General features: G+C 48.0%; 30 protein-coding genes. 6 read left to right on the top strand and 24 right to left on the bottom strand.

From position 1 onward, the window contains the following. Positions 1-5: 5 nt before the first annotated feature. The 13 genes from ARCVE_RS01515 to ARCVE_RS01455 form a co-directional block, all read right to left on the bottom strand. Positions 6-680, bottom strand: coding sequence for a V-type ATP synthase subunit D (locus ARCVE_RS01515; protein WP_013683015.1), 675 nt, complete (start codon positions 678-680; stop codon positions 6-8). 34 nt (positions 681-714) lie between these two features. Further along, positions 715-2130 (bottom strand): ATP synthase subunit B, encoded by a 1416-nt coding sequence (locus tag ARCVE_RS01510; RefSeq protein ID WP_013683014.1) that lies wholly within the window; start codon positions 2128-2130, stop codon positions 715-717. Between the two features lie 5 nt (positions 2131-2135). Next, entirely contained in the window at positions 2136-3881 is a 1746-nt protein-coding gene (locus ARCVE_RS01505; protein WP_013683013.1) for an ATP synthase subunit A, read from the bottom strand. Continuing rightward, the gene (locus tag ARCVE_RS01500) at positions 3872-4171 is read right to left on the bottom strand and encodes a V-type ATP synthase subunit F (RefSeq protein ID WP_013683012.1); all 300 of its coding nucleotides are present in this window, start codon (positions 4169-4171) and stop codon (positions 3872-3874) included. The genes ARCVE_RS01505 and ARCVE_RS01500 overlap by 10 nt, the downstream gene beginning before the upstream one ends. After that, positions 4168-5181 carry a V-type ATP synthase subunit C gene (locus ARCVE_RS01495; RefSeq protein WP_013683011.1) on the bottom strand — a complete coding sequence of 338 codons (1014 nt, stop codon included), beginning with the start codon at positions 5179-5181 and terminating at the stop codon, positions 4168-4170. The genes ARCVE_RS01500 and ARCVE_RS01495 overlap by 4 nt, the downstream gene beginning before the upstream one ends. A gap of 6 nt (positions 5182-5187) precedes the next feature. Beyond that, positions 5188-5754 (bottom strand): V-type ATP synthase subunit E, encoded by a 567-nt coding sequence (locus tag ARCVE_RS01490; protein WP_013683010.1) that lies wholly within the window; start codon positions 5752-5754, stop codon positions 5188-5190. A gap of 21 nt (positions 5755-5775) precedes the next feature. Further along, a complete protein-coding gene (locus ARCVE_RS01485) occupies positions 5776-6021 on the bottom strand; it encodes an ATP synthase subunit C (protein WP_013683008.1) in 246 nt (81 codons plus the stop codon). Between the two features lie 67 nt (positions 6022-6088). Beyond that, positions 6089-6271 (bottom strand): hypothetical protein, encoded by a 183-nt coding sequence (locus ARCVE_RS01480; RefSeq protein ID WP_013683009.1) that lies wholly within the window; start codon positions 6269-6271, stop codon positions 6089-6091. A 4-nt stretch (positions 6272-6275) separates the two neighbouring features. Then, positions 6276-6521: an ATP synthase subunit C gene (locus tag ARCVE_RS01475; RefSeq protein WP_013683008.1), complete on the bottom strand. Its 246-nt coding sequence runs from the start codon at positions 6519-6521 to the stop codon at positions 6276-6278. A gap of 14 nt (positions 6522-6535) precedes the next feature. Next, positions 6536-8608, bottom strand: a complete 2073-nt coding sequence (locus ARCVE_RS01470; RefSeq protein WP_013683007.1) for a V-type ATP synthase subunit I — start codon at positions 8606-8608, stop codon at positions 6536-6538. Beyond that, on the bottom strand, positions 8601-9065 hold the full coding sequence (gene ahaH, locus ARCVE_RS01465) for an ATP synthase archaeal subunit H (protein ID WP_232215815.1): 465 nt from the start codon (positions 9063-9065) through the stop codon (positions 8601-8603). Before ahaH ends, ARCVE_RS01470 begins: the two co-directional genes overlap by 8 nt. Positions 9066-9111: 46 nt before the next feature. Next, positions 9112-9354 (bottom strand): MoaD/ThiS family protein, encoded by a 243-nt coding sequence (locus tag ARCVE_RS01460; protein ID WP_013683005.1) that lies wholly within the window; start codon positions 9352-9354, stop codon positions 9112-9114. Then, positions 9341-10186: a DNA primase small subunit gene (locus ARCVE_RS01455; protein ID WP_013683004.1), complete on the bottom strand. Its 846-nt coding sequence runs from the start codon at positions 10184-10186 to the stop codon at positions 9341-9343. The genes ARCVE_RS01460 and ARCVE_RS01455 overlap by 14 nt, the downstream gene beginning before the upstream one ends. Before the next feature lie 102 nt (positions 10187-10288). Here ARCVE_RS01455 and ARCVE_RS01450 point away from each other — a divergent pair, with 102 nt between their 5' ends. Beyond that, on the top strand, positions 10289-11542 hold the full coding sequence (locus ARCVE_RS01450) for an HD domain-containing protein (RefSeq protein ID WP_052302945.1): 1254 nt from the start codon (positions 10289-10291) through the stop codon (positions 11540-11542). On the opposite strand, the gene ARCVE_RS01445 is transcribed toward ARCVE_RS01450, so the two are convergent. Then, entirely contained in the window at positions 11459-12325 is an 867-nt protein-coding gene (locus ARCVE_RS01445) for an IS5-like element ISArve1 family transposase (RefSeq protein WP_013683003.1), read from the bottom strand. The genes ARCVE_RS01450 and ARCVE_RS01445 overlap by 84 nt on opposite strands. 58 nt (positions 12326-12383) lie before the next feature. On the opposite strand from ARCVE_RS01445, the gene ARCVE_RS01440 reads away from it, so the two are divergent. From ARCVE_RS01440 to ARCVE_RS01420, 4 genes are all read left to right on the top strand, one after another. Further along, positions 12384-12716 (top strand): hypothetical protein, encoded by a 333-nt coding sequence (locus ARCVE_RS01440; protein ID WP_156785984.1) that lies wholly within the window; start codon positions 12384-12386, stop codon positions 12714-12716. Further along, the gene (locus ARCVE_RS10705) at positions 12709-13227 is read left to right on the top strand and encodes a hypothetical protein (protein ID WP_013683002.1); all 519 of its coding nucleotides are present in this window, start codon (positions 12709-12711) and stop codon (positions 13225-13227) included. The genes ARCVE_RS01440 and ARCVE_RS10705 overlap by 8 nt, the downstream gene beginning before the upstream one ends. Next, positions 13220-14243 (top strand): IS630 family transposase gene (locus ARCVE_RS10960; protein WP_013683522.1). Its coding sequence is split into 2 segments (ribosomal slippage): positions 13220-13690 and positions 13692-14243, totalling 1023 coding nucleotides; the frame shifts between segments, so codons are not numbered across the junction. The genes ARCVE_RS10705 and ARCVE_RS10960 overlap by 8 nt, the downstream gene beginning before the upstream one ends. 174 nt (positions 14244-14417) lie before the next feature. Further along, positions 14418-15929: a Na+/H+ antiporter gene (locus ARCVE_RS01420; RefSeq protein WP_013682999.1), complete on the top strand. Its 1512-nt coding sequence runs from the start codon at positions 14418-14420 to the stop codon at positions 15927-15929. Positions 15930-15937: 8 nt separating this feature from the next. Here ARCVE_RS01420 and ARCVE_RS01415 read toward each other — a convergent pair whose 3' ends face one another. From ARCVE_RS01415 to ARCVE_RS01405, 3 genes are read right to left on the bottom strand one after another with little or no spacing between them, the layout of a single operon-like run. Next, complete coding sequence (locus ARCVE_RS01415) at positions 15938-17053, bottom strand: pyridoxal phosphate-dependent aminotransferase (protein ID WP_013682998.1); 1116 nt, start codon at positions 17051-17053, stop codon at positions 15938-15940. A 31-nt stretch (positions 17054-17084) separates the two neighbouring features. Further along, positions 17085-17789, bottom strand: coding sequence for a hypothetical protein (locus ARCVE_RS01410; protein ID WP_013682997.1), 705 nt, complete (start codon positions 17787-17789; stop codon positions 17085-17087). Beyond that, the gene (locus ARCVE_RS01405; protein ID WP_013682996.1) at positions 17786-18700 is read right to left on the bottom strand and encodes a replication protein A; all 915 of its coding nucleotides are present in this window, start codon (positions 18698-18700) and stop codon (positions 17786-17788) included. Before ARCVE_RS01405 ends, ARCVE_RS01410 begins: the two co-directional genes overlap by 4 nt. Before the next feature lie 296 nt (positions 18701-18996). Here ARCVE_RS01405 and ARCVE_RS01400 point away from each other — a divergent pair, with 296 nt between their 5' ends. After that, on the top strand, positions 18997-20139 hold the full coding sequence (locus ARCVE_RS01400; RefSeq protein ID WP_013682995.1) for an MFS transporter: 1143 nt from the start codon (positions 18997-18999) through the stop codon (positions 20137-20139). Positions 20140-20170: 31 nt separating this feature from the next. On the opposite strand, the gene hisG is transcribed toward ARCVE_RS01400, so the two are convergent. From hisG to ARCVE_RS01370, 7 genes are all read right to left on the bottom strand, one after another. Then, complete coding sequence (hisG, locus tag ARCVE_RS01395; RefSeq protein WP_013682994.1) at positions 20171-21076, bottom strand: ATP phosphoribosyltransferase; 906 nt, start codon at positions 21074-21076, stop codon at positions 20171-20173. A 180-nt stretch (positions 21077-21256) separates the two neighbouring features. Further along, positions 21257-22291, bottom strand: coding sequence for a glycoside hydrolase family 130 protein (locus ARCVE_RS01390; RefSeq protein ID WP_013682993.1), 1035 nt, complete (start codon positions 22289-22291; stop codon positions 21257-21259). A gap of 68 nt (positions 22292-22359) precedes the next feature. Beyond that, positions 22360-22896 carry an adenylate kinase family protein gene (locus tag ARCVE_RS01385; RefSeq protein ID WP_013682992.1) on the bottom strand — a complete coding sequence of 179 codons (537 nt, stop codon included), beginning with the start codon at positions 22894-22896 and terminating at the stop codon, positions 22360-22362. After that, the gene (gene hisC, locus ARCVE_RS01380; protein WP_013682991.1) at positions 22893-23957 is read right to left on the bottom strand and encodes a histidinol-phosphate transaminase; all 1065 of its coding nucleotides are present in this window, start codon (positions 23955-23957) and stop codon (positions 22893-22895) included. Before hisC ends, ARCVE_RS01385 begins: the two co-directional genes overlap by 4 nt. Then, on the bottom strand, positions 23954-24127 hold the full coding sequence (locus tag ARCVE_RS11450) for a hypothetical protein (protein WP_013682990.1): 174 nt from the start codon (positions 24125-24127) through the stop codon (positions 23954-23956). The genes hisC and ARCVE_RS11450 overlap by 4 nt, the downstream gene beginning before the upstream one ends. Before the next feature lie 102 nt (positions 24128-24229). After that, positions 24230-25129, bottom strand: coding sequence for a GTP 3',8-cyclase MoaA (gene moaA, locus ARCVE_RS01375; RefSeq protein WP_013682989.1), 900 nt, complete (start codon positions 25127-25129; stop codon positions 24230-24232). Further along, positions 25099-25710, bottom strand: a complete 612-nt coding sequence (locus ARCVE_RS01370) for a molybdenum cofactor guanylyltransferase (RefSeq protein WP_013682988.1) — start codon at positions 25708-25710, stop codon at positions 25099-25101. Before ARCVE_RS01370 ends, moaA begins: the two co-directional genes overlap by 31 nt. Between the last annotated feature and the right edge of the window lie 3 nt (positions 25711-25713).

Genomic DNA, 25713 nt, shown 5'->3' with positions numbered 1-25713 from the left:
AAAGATTATGCTGCAGCGGCCGCCGCAGCTTCCTCCTGAGCTTTCTTTGCCGCTTCTTTCTCTGCCATCTTGGACTTGATCTTCTTGAGCCTGATGATGTTCTCTCTGTCCTGCTCTTCAAGCTTGAAGGTTATGTACTTGGCAGCTTCTTTCATGGTGGGTATCACGCGGTACTCGAGGGCGTTAACCCTCCTCTTCGTCCTCTCAATTTCGTCGATAAGTCTCTTAACCGTCGTCTCGATCTCTGCAACCTCGAGGATTGCATCAACAAGCTCCTCGTAGGCTGCGACTGCCTCGTCAATTCTGGCTGTAGTTGCGATGACACCGTACTCTCTCTCGCTGACCTTTCTCCTTATCTTCTCACGCTTCACAACTGGAACGACTACACCCATTATGTTCTTCTTCTTTATCGTGAACTCGGGTTCACACTGACATGAAATAGCAACGGAGCGGACTGCAAGCACACCATCAACAGCCTTTGCGAGGGTGATTCTCTCGTTGGCCTTGTTAAATTTGTCAACCATTCCTCCGATCACATCCTTCGCTTCCTCGAGTATCTCTCTGAATTCCATGATAAGACCGTCTCTTTTCATTTTCAGCAGTGCGTGGCCTCTGGTAGCCATCTTTATCCTTCTCTTGAGCTTTATAAGCTCCATTCGAGTTGGTTTGATCTCTGCCATCCCTTATCACCTCTCTGAAAAATTAAGGAAATAGTTAGGCCGCCGCCTCTGCGGCCTCTTCTTCAGCCGCGGCGCCCTTCTTCCTGTACGCCGGGTGGTACTTCTCGATGTACTTCCTCTCGATCTTCATCAGTTCGGACTCTGGCAGGAGTGACAGCAGCTCCCATCCGAGGTCGAGAGTGTACTCGATGTCTCTGTCCTCGTACCTGCCCTGCTGCACGAATCTGCGCTCGAATTCGTCTGCAAAGCGGAGGTAGCGGCGGTCCCTCTCAGACAGAGCTTCCTCACCGACGATTGCGACGAGACCTCTGAGGTCGACACCCTCTGCGTATGCAGCGTACATCTGGTCGTTCCACTGGACGTGGTCGTCCCTCGTCATGCCCTCTCCGATACCTTCCTTCATCAGCCTGCTGAGCGATGGAAGGACGTCGATTGGCGGATAGATACCCTTAGCGTGCAGTTCTCTGCTCAGAACTATCTGACCCTCGGTAATATATCCGGTCAGGTCGGGAATCGGGTGAGTGATGTCGTCTCCAGGCATCGTGAGGATGGGCATCTGCGTAATCGTACCCTTCCTGCCTCTGATACGGCCAGCTCTCTCGTAGATCGTTGCGAGGTCTGTGTACATGTAACCCGGATAACCACGCCTTCCGGGAACTTCTTCTCTTGCAGCCGACATCTCACGCAGCGCTTCACAGTAGTTGGTCATGTCAGTCAGGATAACGAGGACGTGCAAGTCATACTCGTAGGCGAGGAATTCAGCAGCGGTTAGAGCCATACGAGGTGTGAGTAGTCTCTCGATAGCCGGGTCGTCTGCAAGGTTCAGGAAAACGACCGCTCTCTCGAGAGCTCCAGTTCTCTCGAAGTCCTTCATGAACTGGTATGCTTCTTCGTTTGTGATACCCATAGCAGCGAATATAACAGCGAACTCTTCACCCTCTCCACGAACCTTCGCCTGCCTCGCAACCTGCAGAGCTATATCGTTGTGTGGCAGACCGCTACCACTGAAGATAGGCAGCTTCTGACCTCTAACGAGGGTGTTCATTCCGTCGATGGCTGAAATACCAGTCTGAATGAACTCTCTCGGATACTGCCTTGCATACGGGTTGATAGCTGCACCGATGATTTCTCTTCTCTCCTCAGGCACGATCTTCGGCCCGCCATCGATTGGGTCACCACTTCCAGAGAGAACTCTTCCAAGCATGTCCTTCGAGCACGCAAGTCTGACGATGTCTCCCGTGAAACGGACAGTCGAAGAGGTGTCGATACCTCTTGTACCCTCGAAAACCTGTACAACTACGACGTCCTTGGACGTGTCAAGAACCTGTCCTCTCTTCGTAGTTCCATCTGGCAGAGTTATCGTAACAAGTTCTCCATAACCCACGGGCTCGGTCTTCTCAACAAAAATAAGGGGACCGGCAACCTTATTTATTGTCTTATACTCCTTCATCCCTATCACTCTCCAAACAGGGCCTTTCTTATCATATCCATAGCGTTCTGCAGCGCTGTCTTGTAGTCCTCCTCGAACTTCGCCCTTGCGAACTCTTCCTTACCCGGCACGTTGATGATCTCGTCGATGAGCTTGCCCTGCTCGAGGGCCTTGAAGAACATGTCGTTGAGCTCCTTGATGGCCTTGAGCAGGTCGTACTGCTTCTGCGGTGAACAGTATGAGTCAACCGGGTGGTATGCGTACTGCTGGAGGAAGACCTCTCTGATGAGCCTCGCAACCTCAAGCAGCAACCTCTGCGATTCTGGCAGTGCGTCGCTTCCAACGAGCTGCACAATCTCCTGGAGGTTTGCCTCTTCCTGCAGGACCTCCATTGCCCACCTTCTCAGTTCACCCCAGTCAGGAGCGACGTTCTGCTCGTACCACTCCTTCAGAGTGTCAACGTACAGGCTGTAGCTCTGCAGCCAGTTGATAGCCGGGAAGTGTCTTCTTGCTGCGAGCTTTGCATCGAGGGCCCAGAAGACCTTAACGATACGCAGCGTGTTCTGTGTAACAGGCTCGGAGAAGTCACCACCTGGTGGCGAAACTGCTCCTACGACACTAACACTGCCGACTTCTCCGCAAAGGGTCTTAACTCTTCCAGCCCTCTCGTAGAACTCAGCAATTCTCGAAGCGAGATATGCCGGATAACCTTCTTCACCGGGCATCTCCTCAAGTCTTCCAGAGATCTCTCTCATCGCCTCAGCCCACCTTGACGTCGAGTCGGCCATGATACTCACGTCGTAACCCATGTCTCTGAAGTACTCTGCAATTGTAATTCCGGTGTAAACCGAAGCTTCTCTTGCAGCTACCGGCATGTTGGATGTGTTCGCAATCAGAACAGTTCTTTCCATGAGCGGCTTACCGCTCCTCGGGTCAATGAGCTCGGGGAACTCCTCAAGAACCTCTGTCATCTCATTGCCACGCTCACCGCATCCGATGTAAACGACGATGTGCGCGTCACTCCACTTTGCAAGCTGGTGCTGTGTGACAGTCTTACCACTTCCGAATGGGCCCGGAATTGCAGCAGTGCCCCCCTTGGCAACCGGGAACATTGTGTCGAGAATCCTCTGACCAGTGATAAGCGGGATTACCGGTGGAAGCTTCTCGATGTACGGTCTTGCCTCTCTAACCGGCCACTTGTGGTAGAGCTTGAGCTCCGTCCCATCATCGAGAACTGCAATGGTATCCTCAACTGTAAAGCTTCCGTCGTATATCTCAGTGATCGTGCGCTCGCCGATCTTCGGCGGAACGAGAATCTTGTGTTCTACGAGTTCGCTCTCCTGAACCGTACCTATGATGTCTCCACCCTTAACCTTGTCACCCTTCTTAACAATGGGCTTGAAGTCCCACTTCTTGCTCCTGTCCAGGCCGGGGACGTGGATTCCTCTGCTGATGAAGTCTCCACTCGCCTCCTTGAGAGCCGGCAGAGGCCTCTGGACACCGTCGTAGAACGACTTTATAAGTCCCGGACCAAGCTCGACGCTCAGCGGCATTCCTGTGTTCTCAACCCTGTCACCGGGCTTGATACCAGAAGTGTCCTCATAAACCTGTATCAGCGTTTTTTCTCCTACCAGACCGACTACCTCACCCATCAGACCTTCTTCACCGACGTAGCAGACATCGTACATCCTCGGCTTGATTCCCTCCGCAACAACGAGGGGTCCTGAAACTCTGTAAACCTCACCAATCTTACCTACCGTCTTCATTTCCATAGGTCAACACCTATCGCCCTTCTTATCTTATCTCTCAGTTCTTCCACACCAGCCTCTCCACCAACCTTAACAAAGGTCGGCTCGAGGCTTTCCTCCACCTTCATCTTTACCTGTATGGGAAGCTTCTTATAAAAATCATACTTTATAACTACAACGCCTTCCCTTCCGAGCAGGCTCTCGACTATTTCAGGCAGCTTTTCCTCGTCATCCACGTCTATGATGTCCCTTATACCGACGAGCCTGAAACCGAGATTAAAATCCGGATCCCCAACCACAGTTATGCGGCTCATACCATCACCAGCTGTTCTTCTATCGCCTCATTGGGCAGACCTTCCCACTTGCCCCATCCTATGACCCTGAGGTTGTCCGCTTCGAGCTTCTTGAGGCACATGTAGTGCAGCACTGGCAGAATCGAGAGCGGGTAGTGGTTCGCTCTGCTCGCCACTTCCTTCATCCACATGCTGTCAAGCTTGATTTCGACCCTTGAGAAGCTGTCTTCAATTTCAATGTCCTTCCAGAACCAGTAGCCCTCGAGGGACTTAACGAGTTCGTCGAGTGGCATCGCTGCAAGTTTCCTTGCTTCATCAACGTTGAGCTGATATCCACCGGGTATTATTCTCGTAAGTATATTCTCAGTTGGCACATCGTCCATCTTAAGTCTAAGTATTGTTTTTATATTCTTTAAATCAATTTCCCTGCGGATGAAGTCAACGAAGAGCTTCAATGCCTGCTCCGCGGGCCTCATGCCGACGATTTTAGAGTAGTATATCTTGTAAAGCTCGTCCTCGATCTCGCTCAGCGGAACCTGTCCGACTTTGGACAGCACTTCATAGTACGGAGTTCTGTCGAAGGCCTTTACAATTTCATCGACCTCTTTGAGCACAAGAGATTTGTAGAAATCGTAGCTGAATTCGCCAACCGGCACGAGAGTCTCCTCGATCTCCTCAGGAGACACGCCAGCAAGCTTGCCTCTAAGGATGTTAATTATGTTCCAGACATCCCATCTCTTGAGATACTCGAGTATTAGTTCCTTGGCTGTTCCAAAGGATACGTCGAGTATCCTCTTGTACTTCCTGAAAAGGTGGAGTGAGAGCGCATAGTCAAGCAGCCTCGGGCCAGTGTACTTGTATGAGAGTTCGTCGATTTCCTTCTTGTACTCCGTCTCCTCGAGGTACCTTACTATTTCGTTGAAGTCCATGTTGAGGAGCTTTCTGAACTCCTCCTGTGGAATGAGGCTTCTCTTCATCACTCGAACCCTTGCAACTATATATGCCCACTGTGCATTCTTACCGATCAACATTTGCCCTCACTCCCCGAAAAGGATCTTCGAAACTTCGCTCATTTTCTGCTCGTAGAGTTGCTTTAGCAATTCATCGAAGGTAAGGTTAATCCTCACCTCCCCATCGGGGCTTTCCAAAATTACACCGCCAAGACAATCGATGTTACCGCCGTACTTGAGGTCAGCCATATCAGAGATGACTTCTCTAACGACCGGCTCGTCGTCCTTGTTAGAGTAAACAACCATTTCTCCAACAGCGTTCTTCTTGATCAGGTTTTCGAGAAGCTTCTTCTTGGTTTCAGTGTCCATCTGCTTTATCCTGTCCTGTACAATCTCGTAAACTGTCTCGAGGGCCTCCTTCCTTTTATTAAGAAGGAGCCTCTTCATCTCGAGGTTAACTCCAGAAATTTCCTGCCTTCTCAACCTCTCTGCTTCCTTCTCAGCCTCTTCCTTTGCTTTCTTCAGTATTTCCTCTGCCTTCTCTTTAGCCTCTGCTATAATCTTCTCCGCTTCGCTCTCTGCCTCTCCCTTGATCCTGCGGACTTCCTCATCTCCCTTTTTGCGTATTTCCTCGATTATCACTTCCAGCGCCATTGCTATCCCTCAGAAAGATTTTCAGTAGGCGAACATCAGTATGAACGAGATGACCAGTCCGAAGATAACGATGGTCTCTGGGATAACTGTAAACAGCAGACCGAGACCAAGGAATCCCCTGTCCTCTGCAATCGCACCTACTGCTGCTGCTCCAATGCCACTTTCACCGGCTCCAGCACCAATGCCTGCCAGGCCGACAGCCAGTCCAGCTCCTACTGCCGCACAGCCCTTTATAAATGCCTCATCACTTATCAACGCTTCAGCCATTTTTTCCACCTCCCAAATTCACCACATCAAATAAAATTTAAATAAATTTTTAAACTATATTTTTCCCTCACCACTTTGGCAGGAGATCTTCGAACTTATAGCCTCCAACCAGTATCAGGAACATTATTGCAAAGCCCAGCGCGACTCTGAACGTCGAAACCAGCCAGTAGTACTTTATGAAGCGCTCTATGTTTTTCTCAGTCACCACGTGTTTTTCGACCCACTTGAACACAGCCTCGCTCAGCGTCATATGGTCAGTAGGCGAACATCAGTATGAACGAGATGACCAGTCCGAAGATAACGATGGTCTCTGGGATAACTGTAAACAGCAGACCGAGACCAAGGAATCCCCTGTCCTCTGCAATCGCACCTACTGCTGCTGCTCCAATGCCACTTTCACCGGCTCCAGCACCAATGCCTGCCAGGCCGACAGCCAGTCCAGCTCCTACTGCCGCACAGCCCTTTATAAATGCCTCATCACTTATCAACGCTTCAGCCATTTTTTCCACCTCCTTTACTCATCCTCTATAAACCTCTTCCTCCTACCAAACGGCTTGAACAGCCTTCCACCACCCTCGAAGAACTTGGTGAAGAACTCTACGTAGTGCAGACGTAATGACTGCAATCCTGGGTCAAGGATACCGAGTATCAGGTTGACGAAGTGTCCCAGCAGCATTATGACCAGTGCAAGTGGCAGTAGCGCCATTCCCGGTGGTAGCGCTATCTTGAGACCAAGGTAGTTGATGACAAACGCAATGTAAACCGATGAGAGACCGATAGCGAGCAATCGAGCGTAGCTGATTATCTGACCGAACCAGGTAAGCAGTTCGACGCCCATTATGATGCCGAAGGGACCCATCTTTGGAATCTCTGCCTTCAGGAAGAGTATGAACCACACTATAACGAGTGGCAGTGCTGCCATGTAGTAAATGTTCACACCTGCCTGCCAGCCGTCAACGAGGCCGGGTATGGGTAGCGGTGGAATGTCCTCAGGCGGGTGTTCGGGCAAGCCAATGCCAACACCGTAGTGGTGCAACGTGAACTCATAGAGATCAGCGAAAACACCGAGGTTGTAACAGAAGCCGAGAATTGCAAGGGCGAGAGCAAGAACACCGAGGAACCAGCAGCCCTTTTCAAGAACAGCCTCTACGAAACCATGTTCGTTGTATACATTGTAAAAGCCCATTGCGAAGCCCCACAGGATCTTGAACATACCTACTACAAGCACAAGGAACAGCAGAACTTTGACACCCATCTCTTCAACTCTGTCGAATATTGGGTGGAAGTGTACGGACTCTGCCCAGCCGCCGAGGAAGTGTGCACTGTAGCCGACGCCCGGGACGTACAGTGGTCCAAATATCTCTCCGTATATGAAGCCGAAGAAGATAGATACGATACCCGAGTAAAGGGCAACATTGAGCAGCTTCTGCCAGCCCTCCGTCTTGAACTTAGTCTTGAGGAAGAGGGCCAACAGAGCTATCAGCCCACCATAACCGACGTCACCGAGCATCATTCCGAAGAACAGTGGGAAGAACACGGCCATTATCGCAGTCGGGTCAATTTCGTTGTACTTAGGTATTGCATATGTCGTCGAGAGTACCTCGAAGTCCTTCACGTAAGCCGGATTTGCCAAGAGTGTCGGTGGTTCGCTCTCCTCCTCTTCACCCTCTACAAGTTCAACTATGACCCTACCGTTTGTAGCCGATTCAATCTCCGCCTTTACTTTCTCATACTGCTTTGCTGGCACGTAGCCGACGATCATGAATGCGTACTTTGAGACAAGAGCTCTCAGAGGTAGCTCCGCTTTGTCGAGTTCTATGCTCAGATATTCTTCCATAGCAAGCATGTATTCGACTTCTCTTCGCTTTATCTCCTCGAGTTCCGCTTCAATTCTCTTCTTCTCATCTGCAATAGATGCCTTCTCAGCTTCAATTTCCTTTATTCTCGCCTCGTAGTCCTCGATGTCCGGAACGGAAACCTCCTTGTAACCGCACTCCTGCAAAACCCTGAAAACATCATCTCCCTGCTCAGTCCTGACAAAAACAGCCACAATGAACTCTTTGCCATAAGGTTTTATTATGACCTCGAAGTCCGACGTAACCTCTCTTATCTTCTCCGTCGGATCCTCTTTCACTATGCCAACAAAACTCCTGATGCTCTTGTAGCCCTTGAGCAGCCTCGGTGGGATTCCGAGGGCCTTAAGGGGTTCGATGGCAAGCAATTCTTCATCCAGAGCTTTTACCCTGTCTGCAAGCTGTCTCAGTTTTTCAATTCTCTCTCCAATTTCCTGCTGGAAGTAGTCGAGCTTGTTCTGAATTTCTGCCTCAATCTCGCTTGCTCTATACTTCCTCCTCGGTATCACCTTGTCGGGATCGATTTTAAGGTGAGAGATGTAGCTCCTCAGCAGAACAAGGTACCTTGAAACAGTTGAGGCTTTCTCGAGCGGTTCTCCAATCTTGAAGTACTCCTCTTCAGCCGGGTCTTCGATGTGCACCGCATGTACTCTGTGCAGGGTCTCGGAGGTAGTGGCAAGGTACTCCTTGGGCCCCACTACCGAGACCTTAACCATCTTTACCGGCTTAAGCATGCTCCACCATCCCTATAAATTCGTTGTACAAAAACTCAGCCGCATTCCAGGCGTTGTCCTTACCTCTCTTCTCAATAGAAGAGATCTCCTGTGTCCACTGGTCCTTTATCTTGTTCTTCTCCTCTTCAATAAGAGCCTTGGCCTTCTCAAGGACTTCAGCCCTTATTTTCTCGGCTTCCTGTTCCGCTTCTTCAATAATCTTCCTCGCTTCCTCTTTTGCATTTGCAATAATTTGCTTTGCTTCTTCTTGAGCGGCGGCAATGTCCTGTTCGACTTTCAACTCAGCTTCCTTAATTCTTTCAAGAATCTCTGTTTTCTCCATGATAGTCACCCTTGTACCTTTTTTTATAATCTCCTGTTTAGCCGGGTCAAGCAAATATTTAAAGTTTGCCATTTTTGCTTTTCCAATATATGCACCACGTACGGATTTATTTTTGAAAATCTCATGATTTTCCAAACTAAATTCATTAACTTAATTATGTTTTATTAAATTAGCAAAAAAATTAACCACCGCTGACTGGTGGAAAAATTGCAACAACATCATCTTCCTTAAGCTCCACATCGTCGAAAACAAGTTTGCCATTTACTGCAAAATGTGCGTAACCTTCCTTCTCGAAAAGGGGTTTCATCTCCGGATACATCCTGCATAACTTTTCAACGATCTCGCTGAGTTTCGATGCACTGACTTCAAGCTCTTTACAGCCAGCAATTTCCCTAAAGTTGGCAAATAATTTAACCTTCGGCATAGTCCCTCCCCAAAAAGCGCGGAATACATCGCCTGTCGTATCGTGGATCGAAGTCGAGCACATCTTCAATTTTAAGCGGCGTAACTATGCGGGAAACGAGGGCGTTCAGAGAGTAAGGCAGCCTTATCAACCTGCTACCCCCCGTCGTAACCCACTCGTCTATCGGATAGGATGAAAATTTCCGGGAGATTTCTTTTCTTTCAGTATAGGACATTCTGATTGCCTCCTCGTCGATAACGTGGATGTGAAAGCCTCTTCCGCTGAAAACAACCCTCATATCTTCGAACTCCTTCTCAAGCTCCTCCCAGAGTCTGAGCGTTGCTTCCCTTACTGCATCGAACTCGTACATGCAGAAGCTCAGCCCCTGACCGCGCTTCATTTTATCCTCCAGTGTGCCGTGAACTGGGCATTCAACGTTTTCGGGATCGATATCGAAGGCAAGTTCCTGACCGACAAAACAACTGCAATTCCAGCATTCTCTGTAACATTTTTCGCATTTCCTGCACTCTTCAAGGCTTATGTAAACATTCCTGTCGTAGTAAACTCCCTCTGGAAGGTACCTGAGGATGTAGTCTTTCAAATCCTCGAAACCCTCGTAATTGTCAACTACCACCACCTTGTTCTTTATCTCTTCGAACTCAGGCAGATAAACACCCGTATGCCTGCCAACGATGAATGCAAAGGCTGTAGTGCGCTTTATCTGCTCTTCGCTGCCTCTAAACGATAGCCATTCCGCAACGGCCTTCAGGTTAAACTCCGTTTCGTAGTATACTCTCCTCTCATCCAAGTTAGCTATCCTCATCCCTTCGGGAAACTCGTACGTCACTGCCATGGAGTAAGTTGTCCGTATGGAAAAAGCTTGTGTAGGCTGACATTTCCACTTTCGCGGTACTCGATATTTTAATATATTTTATATGTTTTTTTAGTAAAATCGATGGAAATAAGGGACCCCGTTCATGGATTTGTCCATCTCTCCGAGGCGGAAAGGGCAATCGTAGATTCGAAACCTTTCCAAAGACTGAGGAACATAAGGCAGCTCGGCATGAGTTATTACGTTTATCCCAGCGCCGTCCATACGAGGTTCGAACATTCTATTGGGACTATGCACGTGGCAAATCAGATTTTCGACGTTCTTGACAGAAAACATGGGAAGTACTTCGATAGATTTCTGTCAATAACTGGAGAAGATGACCCACGGAAAAGACTTAGGAAAACTCTCAGACTTGCAGCTTTGCTGCACGATATCGGCCACGCACCGTTTTCCCATGCCACAGAGGACCTCTTCCCAAAAAACATGTCCCACGAGGAAATAAGTGCCGAAATCGTCAGAACAGAACTGGAAAGCATTTTCAGAAGAAAGGAAATAGAGAGAAGTGGTATCAAATTGGATGACGTTATTTTTCTCATATACCCAGAAATGGTCTCGGAACTCTCGGATGAAGATGCTCAAGCTTTTTACTTACTCAGGGGGATAATTTCCGGAGATATTGATGCGGATAGAATTGATTACCTAACGAGAGATTCTCATCATACCGGTGTGATTTACGGAAAGTTCGACTACATCAGGCTAATAGACACCATAACTATTGTGCCATTTGCTGGTGAGACCACAGAGGCGGGTCAGGAACTTGATAATCTCAGACCTGAGACGCCTGAGCCAAGGATTGGTGTAGAATATGGGGGGCTGCACACAATTGAGGGACTACTCCTAGCCCGTTACTTCATGTTCCTGCAGGTGTACTTCCATCACGTGAGGAGAATATATGACCTCATGCTAACTGATTTTCTGAAATACTCCTTGCCAGAAGGTCATTATCCCGCAGATATTGACGAATATCTAAAGTATGACGATGTCAGGGTACTGACAATGATACGAGAAGAGGCAGAGAAAGGGAGCTGCAAAGAGGCGAAAGTTCTTGCGAGACGATTATTGTCAAGAAAACATCCAAAAAGTATTTTTGAAGAAAATAAGCCCATACTAAGGATTGAAGAATTTGAAAAAGAACTCAAAGGGGCTTTGCAAAAGAAGTTTAATAAGCTTGATCCTTCTGCCTTGTCGAATAATCCCCAACTAAACTTCCCCATCCACTCCAACAACTCCCCTTCAGCAGAGAACAGCCCTCAGCGAATTGTATATCCACACCTTCGCTGCAATCTCCTTAACCATGTAATCCTGCTTCCTTGCTGAAACGAACTCACCAAAACACCTCTTAAAGACAGAATAAGCAGTCTCAACTGCCCACCTCAACCCGTATTTCTTCTCTTCCTTCCACCCGTCAAAATCTTTCTGCTTCCTTGCCTCCTCACTTCTTGGATGCTTTAAGATGTCTATAGCTCCTTTCCTTACTGGAATGGCAGGATCTATATCCCTTGATTGAAGAAATTCGAAGTTTTCGTAGCTGTCATACGCTTTATCGGCAAGAACTCTCCTTACCTTTGCTCTTTCTTCAGATTTTTCTACGAGATCCTTGAAGACCTTGTTATCGTGAACCTGCTCGTCTGTAACTTCGTAAGCTACAACCTGCTTAGTTTCAACGTCAACAGCGAAATGGATCTTTATCCATCCCCTTCTCCTCCTGTATTTCTCTCTCATCCACTCTCCCCTGTTATGAACTTTAATTCCCGAAGAATCAACCGCTATAACTATTTCTTCAGAGTTAACGGCTGGAGGAGTGAAATCCAACCTTGGAGCTCTCTTGTGGATAGTTGAATGATCTGGAGCTGGTATATCGAGAATTCTTGATAAGCTTCTGCAGAATCCTTCCAGAGTTCTGTAGTCGAGATGGCAGTAGTAGCGGATTGATGCTAAAAACTGCATGAAAGAATTAGGATACTCGTAAGGATGACCTCTCTTTCTTTCGTTCATTGAATCGAGCTCTCTCTTCCAGTTCTCTATAAACTCCGTACTGAATAAAATTTCACCTCTCTTTACAAGCTTTTCATTGTATTCTTTCCAGTTTATTTTTGGCATGGGTTGGTTAAAGGTTTTATTGGAATTTAATTTTTATTGTGTATTATTCTATGCTTGTTTGTTCGACAAAGCAGATCCTTCGACAGACATATACGTTGATTCCGCTAAAAAGGCTACATTTAAGCCGTCTGAAGCTGAGTTCTACGTCATTAGAGATGAAGTTTCAGAGAAGCTCATCGAAAACTGGGATGTGAAAAAGGTTGAAAGACTTAGAACAAAGAGAAAAATCTTGCACATAACAGAATGTTCGGATTTACTTGACCGGTTACCTAATATAGAAATTGTACGTGTATACGCTGAATTAAACAGAAAAGACGCTGAAAAAGCCGAAGAGATTTGTCGTAAAATTTATAATGAATTTAGGGAAGAAGAGGGGGAGGAAAATGAATAGATACGCATTTCTGCTGCTGGTAATTAAGAAGCTGGAAGAAGTTGGAAGTTGGACGGGAAATACCCATATACAGAAGACTGCAGGTCTCGTTCAGTCAATTACTGGATTCAAACCGTATAAATTCGTCATGCACCACTATGGCCCATACTCCTTCGAGCTACGTGACGACCTAAATCTCCTAGTAAGTGCTGGATTTGTGGAAAGAAGAACAGATGAATCAGGTTACCACTATGCGTTGACGAGTAAGGGTCTGAGATTTCTCGAAAATTCTGAGATAGAGACTAAAATTCTTGGAACTGTTGACGAAATAGCAAATCTTCTTGGTAGGGCACCAACAATTGTTCTTGAGCTTATTTCAACCATAGATTACGTCCTAAATAAATTTGGCAGTGAAAACGAAGAGAAAGTATTGACGACAGTCAAAATGTTGAAACCCCACTTCAGCGAGGAGGTAATTATGGTCTTGAGCAAAACTATTTATACTAAAAATAACAACCAAAACCATGGGTAGAAAACGCGTCTACGAAGTAGTGAAGCATCTGCCAGCAGAAGAACTCGATAGAAGAATCAAAAGGCTTGAAAAAGACACGAGAGTTCTTAAGAGACTTTACTTCATAAGATACCTCTATAAAGGAATGAACGTTGAAGAAGCCGCCGAACTCGTAGGAATTACCAAAGCAACAGGCTACGCATGGCTAAAAAGGTGGAACTCAAAAGGCTACGAAGGCTTAATTCCGGAATTTGGAGGAGGAAGGCCAGCAAAACTCACGAAGGAGCAGAAAGAGAAACTCAGAGAGATGCTAAAAGAAGGGGATTCGTGGACGACGAAAGAAGTTCAGGAGCTAATTGAAGCTGAGTTTGGAGTTAAGTATTCTTCGTGGCAGGTCAGGAGAATTCTCAGATCTTTTGGCATGAAATACGCTAAACCTTATCAGAAGGATTACAGAAAGCCCGATAACGCTGAGGACACTTTAAAAAAACCTGGATGAAGCTGAGATTGATCAAGACATCCTAGGATTCATTGATGAGATGGCAGTCGAAGCGAATGCAAATACTGCAAGGCTGTGGAGTTTCGGAAAGCCGGTTAAAAGAGTTGCCACGTACGTCAAAGCTAAGGTTTCAGGATTCTATAGCTTGAACGGAGAGAGCGTAATAGAGTTTCCAGAAAGAAACAGGACTGAAGAATTCATAGCATTTCTAAAAAAGATTAGAGAAGCAAATCCTGGGAAAAGAATCGTGATCGTTCTCGATAATTTCAGGACGCATCATGCAAAGAAAGTGAGAGAGGAAGCTGAAAAGCTTGATATTGCACTGGTTTATCTCCCTCCCTACTCTCCCGACTTGAATCCGATTGAGAACGTTTGGAAGAGCGTTAAAAGGTTTGTTTCTGAAGTATCTCCGCTGAATATAGAGGAGCTGAAGGAAACGATTTCCAAGGCTTTCAGAAAGTTAACTGAATCAATCTCCTTTGCAACGGCTTGGATTGAGAAGTTCTTGGGAGATAAGTTTAAGATGTTTTGCACCTAACCATAAAAGAGCCTTGAGATTGTGGCAAAGTGAGCGGTCCAAAATTGCGAGGAAATTTGTTCAATAAATAAAATATTATTTAATAATCCTTTCCGGCCATCACCATTCAGTATTGCAAACAGCCCAGTAAAGATTCTGCCAAACATTTTTACCATTTAACATTACTAAAAAACGATGCACGTCGACATCCTCGCTGAACTCGTATCCCTTCTCCTCATAGCGTGCGCAATAGGAATCGCCGTGAAGTACGTAAAGCTACCCTACACCATCGCCCTCGTCATCGTCGGGCTTGCGGTCGGCTATTTGAAGGTGATGCCAGAGATAGTCCTGACTGAAGAGATAGTATTCTTCCTTATCCTCCCGCCACTTCTCTTCGAAGGAGCCCTCAACATGGATCTCCAGCACCTCAGGGACAACATCAGGCCAATTGGCCTTCTCTCAACGGCTGGAGTCCTTATCTCCACGGTCTTTATAGGATTCATTATCCATAAAGCCCTTGGCATCCCTCTGCCAGTAGCTCTTCTCTTCGGAGCGATGATCACTCCTACAGACCCCGTTTCGGTTCTTGCAACGTTCAAGAATCTTGGTGTTACAAGAAGGCTGACAACAATAGTAGAGGGAGAGAGCATACTCAATGATGGAACAGCCGTTGTTATTTTCAGCATCCTCCTCGAAATGATCAGGAGTGGAGAGCTAAACATCTTTGCAGGAATATTCAACTTTATATTCGTGTGCATCGGCGGAGCTGCAGTAGGAGCGGTTCTCGGATATGCTGCTTACAGAGCGATGAAAAAGATTGATGATCACGAGATTGAAGTTGCTTTAACCCTCGTTCTCGCTTTCTCCGCATTCTTAATAGCGGAAAAGCTTCACGTTTCCGGAGTCATAGCAGTCGTTGCCGCCGGATTGCTCATCGGAAACTACGGCATGCTGTTTGCCATGTCTCCTTCAACACGTCTGACCCTCGCGACGTTCTGGGGCTTTACAGTATTCCTGATCAACTCCATCGTCTTTATACTGATTGGAATGGATATAGCGTCGAGGCTTCCGGGTTTCGCATACGCCATAGGGGTCGCTATTCTCGCTTCAATTGCCGGAAGAGCCCTTGCCGTTTATCCCCTCCTGAACCTCCCCCGAATGCAGATACCAAAGCTATGGCAGCACGTCGTATTCTGGGGCGGCCTGCATGGAACGATTCCCGTAGCTCTCGCCCTCAGCCTTGAAGATATACCGCACAGAGAGCTCATAGCCGGAATGACTCTCGGTGTTGTTCTCTTCTCCCTCGTTGTCCAAGGGCTGAGCCTCGAGTTCTTCATAAAACGCTCAGAGCTCGCAAGGAGAGAGGAAAAGAGGCTGAAGTACGAGGAAATGCTCGCAAGGAGCATGGCCCTCATGGCCGGCAGAAAAGAACTCGAAAGAATGATAGAAAACGGCGAGCTTGCCGAAGGAATAGGAAGACAGATTCTTGCCGACATTGACGGGTTACTTGAGAGCACAAAGGAAGAGCTTACAAAGCTGTGCGACGACGAACTAACAAAAGATATCCTGAAAATTGCATGGAAGAAAGTTCTTCTTGCTGAAAAGAGCGCAATAAGAGATGCTGCCATCAGGGGGCTGATATCCGAAGAGGTGGCAAAGAAAATTGAAGAGGAGATAAATGATCAGCTTACGGCCCTCGAGGACTGATCAAGGGGTTAAAGACCTTCAACGAATTCCTTCATTCTCTCCATAGCAATTCTGAGATTCTCCATGGACGTTGCGTACGAGATCCTGACGTAGTTCTCATTCCAGTCGCCAAAGGGGAGGCCCGGAGTTACGGCAACACCCTTTTCCACGAGTTTCTCTGCGAACTCGATACAGTTGATGGGCACTCGCGGGAACAGGTAGAAGGCTCCTTCAGGCTTTACGACTTCAAGGCCCATCTTTTTGAGCTCGTCGTAAACGTAGTCTCTTCGCTTTCTGAATTCCCCAACCATCTCGTTTGCTATCTCATCAGCCTTTCCGCTGAGCAAAACGTCCGCTACGGCCTTCTGGGCAAAAGCAGGGGCGCATACGCCGTTAACCTGATGCACCTTGAGCATTGAGTCGAGAAGGGTTTCGCTGGCTATGACGAATCCTATCCTCCAGCCCGTCATTGCAAGGCTCTTCGAAAAGCCGTTGACAACGACTACATTTTCCATGCCAGCAAGGCTTGTCGGCTTTTTATCATAGTAAATTGCATCGTAGATTTCGTCACTCACAACGATGGCGTTGCAATCGCTTGCTATCTCGACGACGGCCTTAAGGGTTTTCTCGTCTGCAACTACTCCGGTGGGGTTATTCGGATAGTTGATGAACACGAGAGACACATCTTTGTCCATGAGCTCGTTGAGAGCATCCACATCTATTTCGAAGGTAGGGTGGGTTTTTAGCTGAACAATTTTGCCTCCACACACCTTTGCGTAAGTGAAGTAGGAGAGAAAGTTGGGCGACGGAATTACGACCTTGCTGCCTTCCTCTATGAAAGCCAGAGCTGCGTTCATCAGCGCTTCGCTCGCTCCGGCGGTAACCATGACGTTTTTTGGTTCAACTCCGTATCTTTCAGCTATGGCAGCCCGTAGCTCATCTATACCAAAGTTTGAGGTATAGTGGGTGAAGCTTTTCCTCATCGCTTCACAGGCCTTTTCAACTATTTCTGGATGCGTGTCGAAGTCGGGCTCACCAATGGAGAGGTTTACAACATCTATACCTTTTTTCCTCGCCTCCTGCACTACTTCAAACATCCTCCTTATCATGGAGGTTGAAATTTGGGAAAGACGTCTTGCTTCCATCTCCTCCACCTTCTTCAAGCCCAGTCAGGCATTACTCCCCAAGAATGTCCGAAAGATCCCACTCCTCCTCTTCGAAATCGAACTCCTCCTCAAACTCATCTATGTCTTCTATCTCCTCAATTTCCTCCTTCTCTTCCTCTCTGGCGGCTTTCTCCTTTGCCTCCTCAACCACGCCGTATTCCGCAACCACGCTCTGAACCGCCTGCCTGACAATGGTTCTGTACTCCTCGAGGTCAGGGTTGTAGATCTGCCATGCAAGCTCCGCATCCTCGCTGCTGCGCTCCTCCATCTGTTTTATTCTCTCGAGTGTGAGCCTTGCAGTTTCACAAACCCAGTAATCCCTCACATCACTGTCAACGACTGCTATGCTCTCCGGACGAAGAGAGGCAAAGTTTCTTGTCTCGCCCTCGAAGAGTCTGACCTTCGCAACTATCGCAACGAGTTCTGGAGGTTCGACTTCGAGAATCGTTTCGAGGGCGTCCGGCTGGAACCTGCCAACGTAGCCGATGAAAACGCCTGTCGGGTCGCTAACCCTTATCCTCCAGAAGTTGGTATCAGGACGGGTTTCTTCCTTGTCGAGAAGAACTCCCACAACGAACACCCTGTTGCAGCGCATGCCTGTAGGCGTGAGAACGTAAACGGGAGATCTCTCATCCTCTCCTCCAATTTTGTGGGTTGAACGATTGAACTCGTAGGCAAAAAGTCTTCTTGCGACTTCCCTCTTCCTTCCATTCATAGGATCTCACCTGCAATCGTTTTAATGTCAGGTTTCAGAAACTCCACTTCCCGAACTATCAGGTAGCGCTCGCCCCTCGTTCCAACAACGCGGAAGTACCTGCCGAGAAGTCTCGTTTTGAGCTCTGTAAGCACAGCATTTCTATCGAGCTTCTCTTCCGCAATCTTCCTCGCTTCGTTAAGTCCTATGCCCGTTAGAGCCCTTATGTTGTCTTCGTTCAGTATGACCTCGTAGTAATTCTCGCCGTCATCAACAACGCCCTTAATTCTCAGATCGTCGTAACCCTCAACCTTACCGTGGACGGGGCATATATCCTTCGTCATGGTCCTGTTGCACAGCTTGCAGCGCTTTATCAGGCCGCTATTCTGCTGGATGGCTATCAAAGCTCCAACGACTTCGAGTTCTCTCGGCGGAAGCTGCACGTCCTCGTCTATCTCCACAATCTGGCTGCTCCTGTTGACGTTTACCTGCATTCTGCCGCCAAAACTGTCCGTTACGACGTTTTTGAAGAGGTAACTCTTTCCTTCCTCAACCTCGCCCTTACCGGCTTTGGCCCATATAACGAACTTTATTATTCCTGTTTCGTCGCCTATAAGCCCTACCTGCGACACGTTCGGGCTTGTGGCATCCCACAACTGGACTACCTTCGCCTTCAGGCTCACCCATTTGCCAGGCGTAGTTATGTCAGCTATCTTGACGAGGGGACTTTCTGCGACGAGCTGTTCCCTGCTTATATCCAGCTCTTTCATCAGGTAATTCGTTACAGTTCTTACTGCCTCGCTCTCGGGAACTTTGAACTCGAAAATCAGGAGTTTCAAACGTTTGGACACTTCTTTAGCATCTACGTCAAAACCTGAATCCTTAAAGCGTTTGACAATCTGCTCGGTGAGCTCATTAATTCTATCCTCCATGCAAACCACCACGTCCTGTTGAGATAGAACATTAATGAAGTTTTTGTTATAGTGTTGCTCAGTGAAAACTTGAAGCTCGCTGATCGACTCGCCATTACACTATCATCACTTCTCCTTTTCATCTACCCGTGCTCGGCAGACGTGGTACATTTCGCTTGGCCACACTTCGTGCCCCGGCCGTTTATTCTAATGTTGAACGCGAGCCATTAGCCAGGAAACGCTGCAATCAAGCGCCGGATGTCAACGCGATACGAGGCAAACAAAAGAGATATATCACCCGAATTGTAGGCGGGTCGATGAGCCTATCAGTGCTGTTTACAGCAGTCTTCGCCGCAATGCTTGGGCTTGGCATAGTCGTGCCACTGTTGCCCGAATACGCTGAAAGCCTCGGAGCAAGTGGATTCTGGATAGGTGCAGTTTTTGCAGGATTTGCGTTCTCAAGGGCAGTTTTTACACCCTTTGTTGGCAGCGCTTCCGACAAACTCGGGAGAAGACCCTTCATAATCCTCGGATTGCTGTTCTACACCATCATTTCCGTGACATACCTCTTTGCAGACAGTGTTTACACGCTTACTGCTGTCAGGGTTCTGCATGGTGTGGCTTCGGCGATGATCGTTCCCGTTGCAATGGCTTACACAGCAGAACTGTCGCCAAAGGGGCAGGAAGGGAAGTACATGGGATCCTTTACCGTCTCTCTTTTCCTCGGCATGGGCCTCGGCCCCCTCATAGGAGGAGTCATCAAGGACACCCTCGGAATGCCCTACGTATTTCTATCGATGGCTGCCCTTTCGGCAGTATCCCTGCTCATATGCATCGTGTCACTGCCAGAATCAAAGGCTAAGGGAACAAGGAACGCATCACTCAAAGCTGCAGTTAAAAACAGACTTATTAAGGCTATGATGCTCTTCAGATTTCAGAACGCCTTCTGCGTTGGAGCTATCATGGCCTTCCTTCCTCTGCTCGCCCACTCTTTGGGGCTTTCAAGCACACAGATAGGATTTGTAATCACTTCAAACGTCCTGCTTTCTGCCATGCTGCAGCGGTTTTTTGGAAATGTAGCGGACAGACATAACAGAGCTTTGCTCGTAATTATCGGCAGCATTGTTGGAACCACCTCTCCCCTCCTCATACCTCTCGCATCTTCCTTCCTCCAGCTCCTGCTCCTCTCTCTCCTCTCTGGACTGGGGACTGCCATAGCCCTTCCCGCCGCTACGGCAATAGCTACAGTTGCGGGAAGAGAAGTCGGGCAGGGCTCTGCAATGGGAGCATTTAACACTGCAATGAGCGTCGGAATGATCACCTCGCCAATCGTGTCAGGCTTCGTTAAAGACGTTCTCAACGTAAAGGCCGTCTTTTACGTTGCAGCCCTCGTAAGCTTCACGATAATAGCCGTGTTCTCCCGCATGATTTTAAAAGTCCAGAATGTCTGCAACGTGTAAGTTTTACAATAAATAAAGTAAGAAAAACCAGTCAATCTCCAAAGGTTATAACCGGAGCCGTGGCGATGCGTTTTGCCCCCAAATCCCTCAGTGCTGGCTTTAAAAACTTCACCTTTGCCCTGTCGAGGATTATGTGCATCGCAACGCCGCCTTTTGCAAGCTTTGAAACCGTTGGATCGAAGCCCTCCTTGGTCAGGAAGTCTATAACTGGCTGGACGTTTTCCTCTTCTGGCACGTTGAAAAGCAGACTAACGAGGTTCTTTGACGCGAGAACCTCTCTCACGTCGGTAATCAGGTTGTCCATCAGCCTTCTTTTCTTCGCATCCTCGTAGGAGTCCTTGTTGGCTATGAAAACCGAGTGGACAGGATCTTTAACCACGTCAATTATTCTGCATCCGTTCTCCCTCAGAGTCGTTCCAAACTCCGTAACCTCGAGGATCAGATCAGCCTCAGGCTGGGGCGGGAGCAGAGAAGCCTCGGTTTTCCCTATGGGATCAAAAACCACTGCATTCAGCCCAACCTTTTCAGCATACTGCCTCGCCAACTCGGGAAACTCCGAGGCGAACATCACAGGGTTGTCGCCAACCACCTGCTTGAAGTCTTCTATCGTTTTCACATCGGGGTATATCTCCTCCGAAACAGCAACAACGAGCTTTGTAGGTCTGAACGGGAGCTTTTCAACAACCACGACATTATCGAGGCCGTGTCTGAGCTTTGCGTTCTCGAGAATGTCTTCCCCTGTAAAGCCCGCATCACCCCTTCCCATCATGACGTAGAAGGGCATTATTTGCGGCCTTACCTGCTTGAAGACTATCTCAGGGTGATCAACCCCTATAAGGTAGCCTCTCTTACTCTTCTTCAGCTTGTAACCAGCCTCTATTAACGCATCCCAGACAGGCTTCTCCAGATGACCGTCAGGAAAGTAAACCTTGATCATGGTTGGCAGCCTTCACATTGAGGTTATAACTGTTTTGATGTTATGTATTTGTTCACGTTTTTCTGCAATTACCGACTCACTGTCAATTCATTGAAAAAGGCATGCTAAGATTTTAGCGCCTCATGCTTATAATCCCATAGAATTCGCAAAATCATAAAAAGAAACCCAATGCTCAACCAGTCAGCCAATTCTGTTCGAGTCGAGGATCGACATCAGCTCAGACACATCAATTTCCCCGATCCCTATTGCCGAATCGGCAGCACCGTAGGATATTATCAGCTTATCGTCGATTAGCTGAGCGCCGCACGGGAACACTGTAAAAGGTCTGTCGCCATAAACCTCGTAGCTCTCCTTCGGCCCCATTATGTAGCAGGGTGTGATTGCTGTAACTTTCCCACTGTCGTCCATGAGGATTGCAAGCACCCTGTAGCTCTTCGTTTCTGCATCCACTGCATGAAGCAGCAGAACATGTTCTCCATCCACCTTAACAGGGGGCGTACTCCACCCGAGCTTGTCCTCGAACTTCGCTGGTTCGAGAACTAAAGTAGTATCCTGAACGCTCACCTCAGTGAACTTATCGAAGTTCAGAACATCTTCGTTAACATTGCTCATAACAAGGTAGAAGTTCTCATCCTTCATGTGAATTCTGTGGAAAAGCTTGAGTTCATTTCCCATCTTAACGAGAAACGCGTCCTTGTCGCTTATGACGAAACCTCTGTACTCCTCGGGCATTCTGAAAACACACAGTTTCCTCCACTTGCCTCCATCATAGATGGCCGTTACGGGCAGCGTCCTCTCAACCCTTACACTCGGGTCAAAGTAGTTGACAGTCCTTCCACAGTACGTCATCAGCCTTCTGCCGTCGATTTCGTAAACCCTCGGATCTTCAACGCCCCACAGGTCGAACCTGTTGTCAGGAAAAACAGTTATTTCGGCGGTGTAGTGTCCCGAAAACAGGTTGTTGTACAGCTCCTTAACAGGAAACATGAACTCTGCCACAGCACTTGCGTAGGTGAAGTATCCCAAAACGATCCTTCCATAAATCACAATGTCGTCGTGCTCCACGAACAGCGAAGCGTTGAAAATAGTAACCGGGTTGTCCACGGGGTATTTTTTGAGGTGTACGCGGTCTGCCGTTATTACTCCCCGCCTTACCACTATGTCCTCTGTCCTGTTTTCCCTGCGCACATCCTTCAATTCTGGAGGCTTGAACATCGGCTCATGGCATTAGGGTTGCCATTTAAAATATTTGCTAAATTCCCATGAGTGCCGCAAGTGCAACGTTACTTCCGCATTAGCTCCTCGATTCTGTCCCCAACAACAGAAATCCAGTCTATTTTGCCAGGCCTGTATCTATCGCCTTCTCCCTTCAAAATCATCTCTACAACTCTGGCTACCTCTTCCGGATTAAGGTCTGTCGTATCGATTTCATAAACTTCGCTGCATTCATCCATCGCTTCCACGAGAATGGCATCTATGAGTTCCGCTTCAACGTTCTCAAGAACCTTCTCCTCGCTCCAACCTTTCGATTGTAGTCTGTCCTTTAAAATGAGGGGGTTGCAACGCAGTACTATTGCCACGTCTGGATTGAGAAGGTGAGCAAGATGCCCTTCCAGAATCACCAGCTCATTATCAGGAAACTCCAGTTTTTCAGCAAGCTCCTCGATGTCAACTATTTTCGAATCATCTTCCTCGCCGATTACGCAGTCGTACTTTTCAGCAAGCTCATTTACAGATTCTATCCTGTAGCCCCTCGCCCTTAAAATATCCGCAACCGTCGTCTTGCCAACGCCTGGCGTTCCGGTTAAAGCTACGATCACAGGACATCCCTCATTGCTTCAAGAAATACGTTGTTCTCCTCCTTCCTGCCAATACTCACACGAACGTGATGCTCATTGCATCCAATGAATTTTGAACAGTCCCTGATAATGACTCCTCGCTTCATGAGCTCCTCTGCAAGAACTGCAGCCTTTAAGGAGGTTTCAATTAGGATGAAGTTCGCCTCTGATGGATATACCTTAACGCCCATCTCCAACAACTCCTTCGTCACGCGCTCTCTTTCCTCCCTCGTTTTCTCTACGACAAACCTCAAGTGATCTCTGTCATCGAGTGCAGCCATGGCTGCGAGCTTTGCAGGAGTTGAGAGTGGGAATGGCGTTGAAACTTTGAGGTACTCTCTTCTCACCTCTTCTGACACCACTGCGTAGCCGATACGGAGGTTTGCAAGACCGAAAGCCTTGGAAAAAGTCCTCGCAACGACAACGTTCTCATATTCCGCCAGCCTCAATAGGTTCTTAGACGAAAACTCACCGTAGGCTTCATCAACAAAGATTAGGGCCTCGCAGCTTTCTGCAATCTCTCTCACAGCCTCCTCGCTTTCAACGTTACCTGTTGGGTTGTTCGGGGAGCAAATCAGCACGATTTTCGTCCTCTCCGTCACAGAGTTAAGAACTGCCTCAACATCGATTGTGAAGTCTTCCCGTCTCTTTACAGCCACGTCTCTTGCTCCGCAAACCCTCGTCAGTATGTGATAGTACGGGAATGAAGGGACTGGAATTACGACCTCGTCTCCGGGATCAACAAAGAGCTTGAAAATGTTCTCCATCACGCCGTCGATGCCTGCTCCGAGCACTATCCTCTCCGCATCAAAGCCAACGTACTCTCCAATTTTCTGCCTGAGGTCTTCAGGGTCGGGATCAGGGTAGATGTGCAGGTTATCGAAACTCTTGAACGCTTTCACTGCTTTCGGGCTCGGCCCATATGGGTTCTCGTTTGACGCAAGCTTTACGACTTTTTCCAGCCCGTACTTCTTTTTCACTTCCTCGATGCTCTTTCCCGGAACGTATGGTGAAACCCGCTTCAGCACTTCTCTGAACTTCATCTCTCCACCTTTATTTCAGCGGTCTTCCAGTTCTCATCCACGCCCTTGAGTGTAGAAATTAATGCTACAATGACACTTGAGAAAACGCTCCTGACGTAGGAATTTAGGGGGACTTTCTTACCATCAACGACGAGCGTTACCTTAGCCTTTCTGTCGTTATTCTCCTCCATGCTCTCCTGCTACCCGCACGGACATATAAAGTTCTCTGAGTATACGTTTTCGAGCTTACCTACACCCCTGAGTTCTGACGGCTTAACTAATTAATCCTCTCCTCAATCCCTATCACAAAAATAGGGTTCCCTCAAAGTCACGGCCCTCATTATCGCCTCTTTCAACTCCCTGCCATCAAGCCCCCGTACGTCGACCAGGTTATCGTTCCTCAGCAGGCATGGTTTGATTTTCCCATCCGACGTAACCCTTATGCGGTTGCAGTGCATGCAGAACTCGGAGTTGTCGAGGGGTTTTACGAACTCTATGGCAGCATTATCCAGGACGTACTGCCTCCTCATGTGCATGCTCCTCACGATAACCGCCTTTGCTTTGCCAGCGTATCTCTCCTCTATAGGCGAGATATCGTAGTAGTACTCCTCGAGTCCTGGAAGCTTGAGAAGTTCTATAACCTGAAGGATGACGTCTATTCTGCCTCTGTTGAACTTGCTCGTGAACTCAAGCATGTTCTCCACTTCGTTCTCGTTCAGCCCCTTCATGACCACCATGTTCACCTTCACCGGTGTCAGGCCAGCGTTGCAGGCTGCTTCGATTCCGTCGATTACCTTCTGCACGTTTCCCCCTCCGGTAATAAATCCGTACGTATCCTCTTTCAGCGTGTCGAGGCTGACATTTACTCTGCTCAGTCCCGCATCTTTCAGCTCATCGGCCATTCTTGCGAGAAGAGTTCCATTGGTCGTTATGGAGATTTCGTCAAATGGAGGAAAAGACTGGACGATTTCCACAATATCCTCCCGCAGGAGAGGTTCTCCACCCGTTATCTTGACCTTCCTTATTCCAAGTTCGTAAAAGGCTTTGCTGATCCTGCTAATCTCCTCTACATGCATTTCTTCGCCCGGATTTACCTCACCTTCTCTGTGGCAGTAGATGCAGCTAAGGTTGCATCTGTTCGTTACGGCGATTCGTAAATTCGTTATTCTCCGTCCAAATCTATCGACGAGCATAGTTCCTCGGCCCTCCTGAGGTCTTCAGGCGTGTTGATGTTGAGGAATGACACAAGCCGTTCATCCAAGCTTTTCAATTTCTCAACAGGGTAGAAAATAACCCTTTCCAGCCTTTGAACAGGCACCATGATTTTTCTCTCCCCGCTACTCAGACTTTTCTCTATCTCCTCTACAGCGGAAAAAGAATAGCACGCAAGTAAAGGTTCGGTTTTGCCATCGCTCCATGCAGGGATTACGGCATCTGCACCACTTTTTTCTCCTGCATCGTATATTGCCTCTGCCACGGCCCGCTTTACAAAGGGCATATCCGCAGCAACGACGAGGATTCTCGCTCTGAAGTGCTTCAATGCAGCATGAATACCTGCCAGCGGCCCGGCGTTTCTGTAGTGGTCGATTGTCACAGATGCGAATTCAGAATATAGCTCCGCCTGTTCTTCATCTCTGCAAACGATAACTGTGGAGCAATCGTGAAAGGTGAAGAGTAACCTCTCAATAACCCTTTTTCCGCACACATCAAGCATTCCCTTCTCTATCCCGCCGAGTCTCGAGGCTTTTCCGCCAGCGAGGATGGCCACGTTCACGGA

Source organism: Archaeoglobus veneficus SNP6 (assembly GCF_000194625.1).
Taxonomy (GTDB): Archaea; Halobacteriota; Archaeoglobi; order Archaeoglobales; family Archaeoglobaceae; genus Archaeoglobus_C; species Archaeoglobus_C veneficus.
The sequence above is the reverse complement of the archived record's forward strand: the minus strand, read 5'-3'. Positions and strand labels throughout refer to the sequence as shown.

Coding starts and splice junctions, on each gene's coding strand:
- ARCVE_RS01490 (WP_013683010.1), bottom strand. CDS start 5,754: ATGGCGCTGGAAGTGATAATCGAGGAAATACGCAAAAAGGGAGATGAG.
- ARCVE_RS01400 (WP_013682995.1), top strand. CDS start 18,997: ATGAGCCTATCAGTGCTGTTTACAGCAGTCTTCGCCGCAATGCTTGGG.
- ARCVE_RS01475 (WP_013683008.1), bottom strand. CDS start 6,521: ATGGCTGAAGCGTTGATAAGTGATGAGGCATTTATAAAGGGCTGTGCG.
- ARCVE_RS01485 (WP_013683008.1), bottom strand. CDS start 6,021: ATGGCTGAAGCGTTGATAAGTGATGAGGCATTTATAAAGGGCTGTGCG.
- ARCVE_RS01405 (WP_013682996.1), bottom strand. CDS start 18,700: ATGGAGGATAGAATTAATGAGCTCACCGAGCAGATTGTCAAACGCTTT.
- ARCVE_RS01450 (WP_052302945.1), top strand. CDS start 10,289: ATGGAAATAAGGGACCCCGTTCATGGATTTGTCCATCTCTCCGAGGCG.
- ARCVE_RS01505 (WP_013683013.1), bottom strand. CDS start 3,881: ATGGAAATGAAGACGGTAGGTAAGATTGGTGAGGTTTACAGAGTTTCA.
- moaA (WP_013682989.1), bottom strand. CDS start 25,129: ATGCTCGTCGATAGATTTGGACGGAGAATAACGAATTTACGAATCGCC.
- ARCVE_RS01510 (WP_013683014.1), bottom strand. CDS start 2,130: ATGAAGGAGTATAAGACAATAAATAAGGTTGCCGGTCCCCTTATTTTT.
- ARCVE_RS01410 (WP_013682997.1), bottom strand. CDS start 17,789: ATGAATGGAAGGAAGAGGGAAGTCGCAAGAAGACTTTTTGCCTACGAG.
- ARCVE_RS01495 (WP_013683011.1), bottom strand. CDS start 5,181: ATGTTGATCGGTAAGAATGCACAGTGGGCATATATAGTTGCAAGGGTT.
- ARCVE_RS01470 (WP_013683007.1), bottom strand. CDS start 8,608: ATGCTTAAGCCGGTAAAGATGGTTAAGGTCTCGGTAGTGGGGCCCAAG.
- ARCVE_RS01455 (WP_013683004.1), bottom strand. CDS start 10,186: ATGGCAGTGACGTACGAGTTTCCCGAAGGGATGAGGATAGCTAACTTG.
- ARCVE_RS01420 (WP_013682999.1), top strand. CDS start 14,418: ATGCACGTCGACATCCTCGCTGAACTCGTATCCCTTCTCCTCATAGCG.
- ARCVE_RS01515 (WP_013683015.1), bottom strand. CDS start 680: ATGGCAGAGATCAAACCAACTCGAATGGAGCTTATAAAGCTCAAGAGA.
- ARCVE_RS01415 (WP_013682998.1), bottom strand. CDS start 17,053: ATGGAAGCAAGACGTCTTTCCCAAATTTCAACCTCCATGATAAGGAGG.
- ARCVE_RS01480 (WP_013683009.1), bottom strand. CDS start 6,271: ATGACGCTGAGCGAGGCTGTGTTCAAGTGGGTCGAAAAACACGTGGTG.
- ARCVE_RS01500 (WP_013683012.1), bottom strand. CDS start 4,171: ATGAGCCGCATAACTGTGGTTGGGGATCCGGATTTTAATCTCGGTTTC.
- ARCVE_RS01445 (WP_013683003.1), bottom strand. CDS start 12,325: ATGCCAAAAATAAACTGGAAAGAATACAATGAAAAGCTTGTAAAGAGA.
- ARCVE_RS11450 (WP_013682990.1), bottom strand. CDS start 24,127: ATGGAGGAGAATAACGACAGAAAGGCTAAGGTAACGCTCGTCGTTGAT.
- ARCVE_RS01460 (WP_013683005.1), bottom strand. CDS start 9,354: ATGCCGAAGGTTAAATTATTTGCCAACTTTAGGGAAATTGCTGGCTGT.
- ARCVE_RS10705 (WP_013683002.1), top strand. CDS start 12,709: ATGAATAGATACGCATTTCTGCTGCTGGTAATTAAGAAGCTGGAAGAA.
- ARCVE_RS01390 (WP_013682993.1), bottom strand. CDS start 22,291: ATGTTCAAGCCTCCAGAATTGAAGGATGTGCGCAGGGAAAACAGGACA.
- hisC (WP_013682991.1), bottom strand. CDS start 23,957: ATGAAGTTCAGAGAAGTGCTGAAGCGGGTTTCACCATACGTTCCGGGA.
- hisG (WP_013682994.1), bottom strand. CDS start 21,076: ATGATCAAGGTTTACTTTCCTGACGGTCATCTGGAGAAGCCTGTCTGG.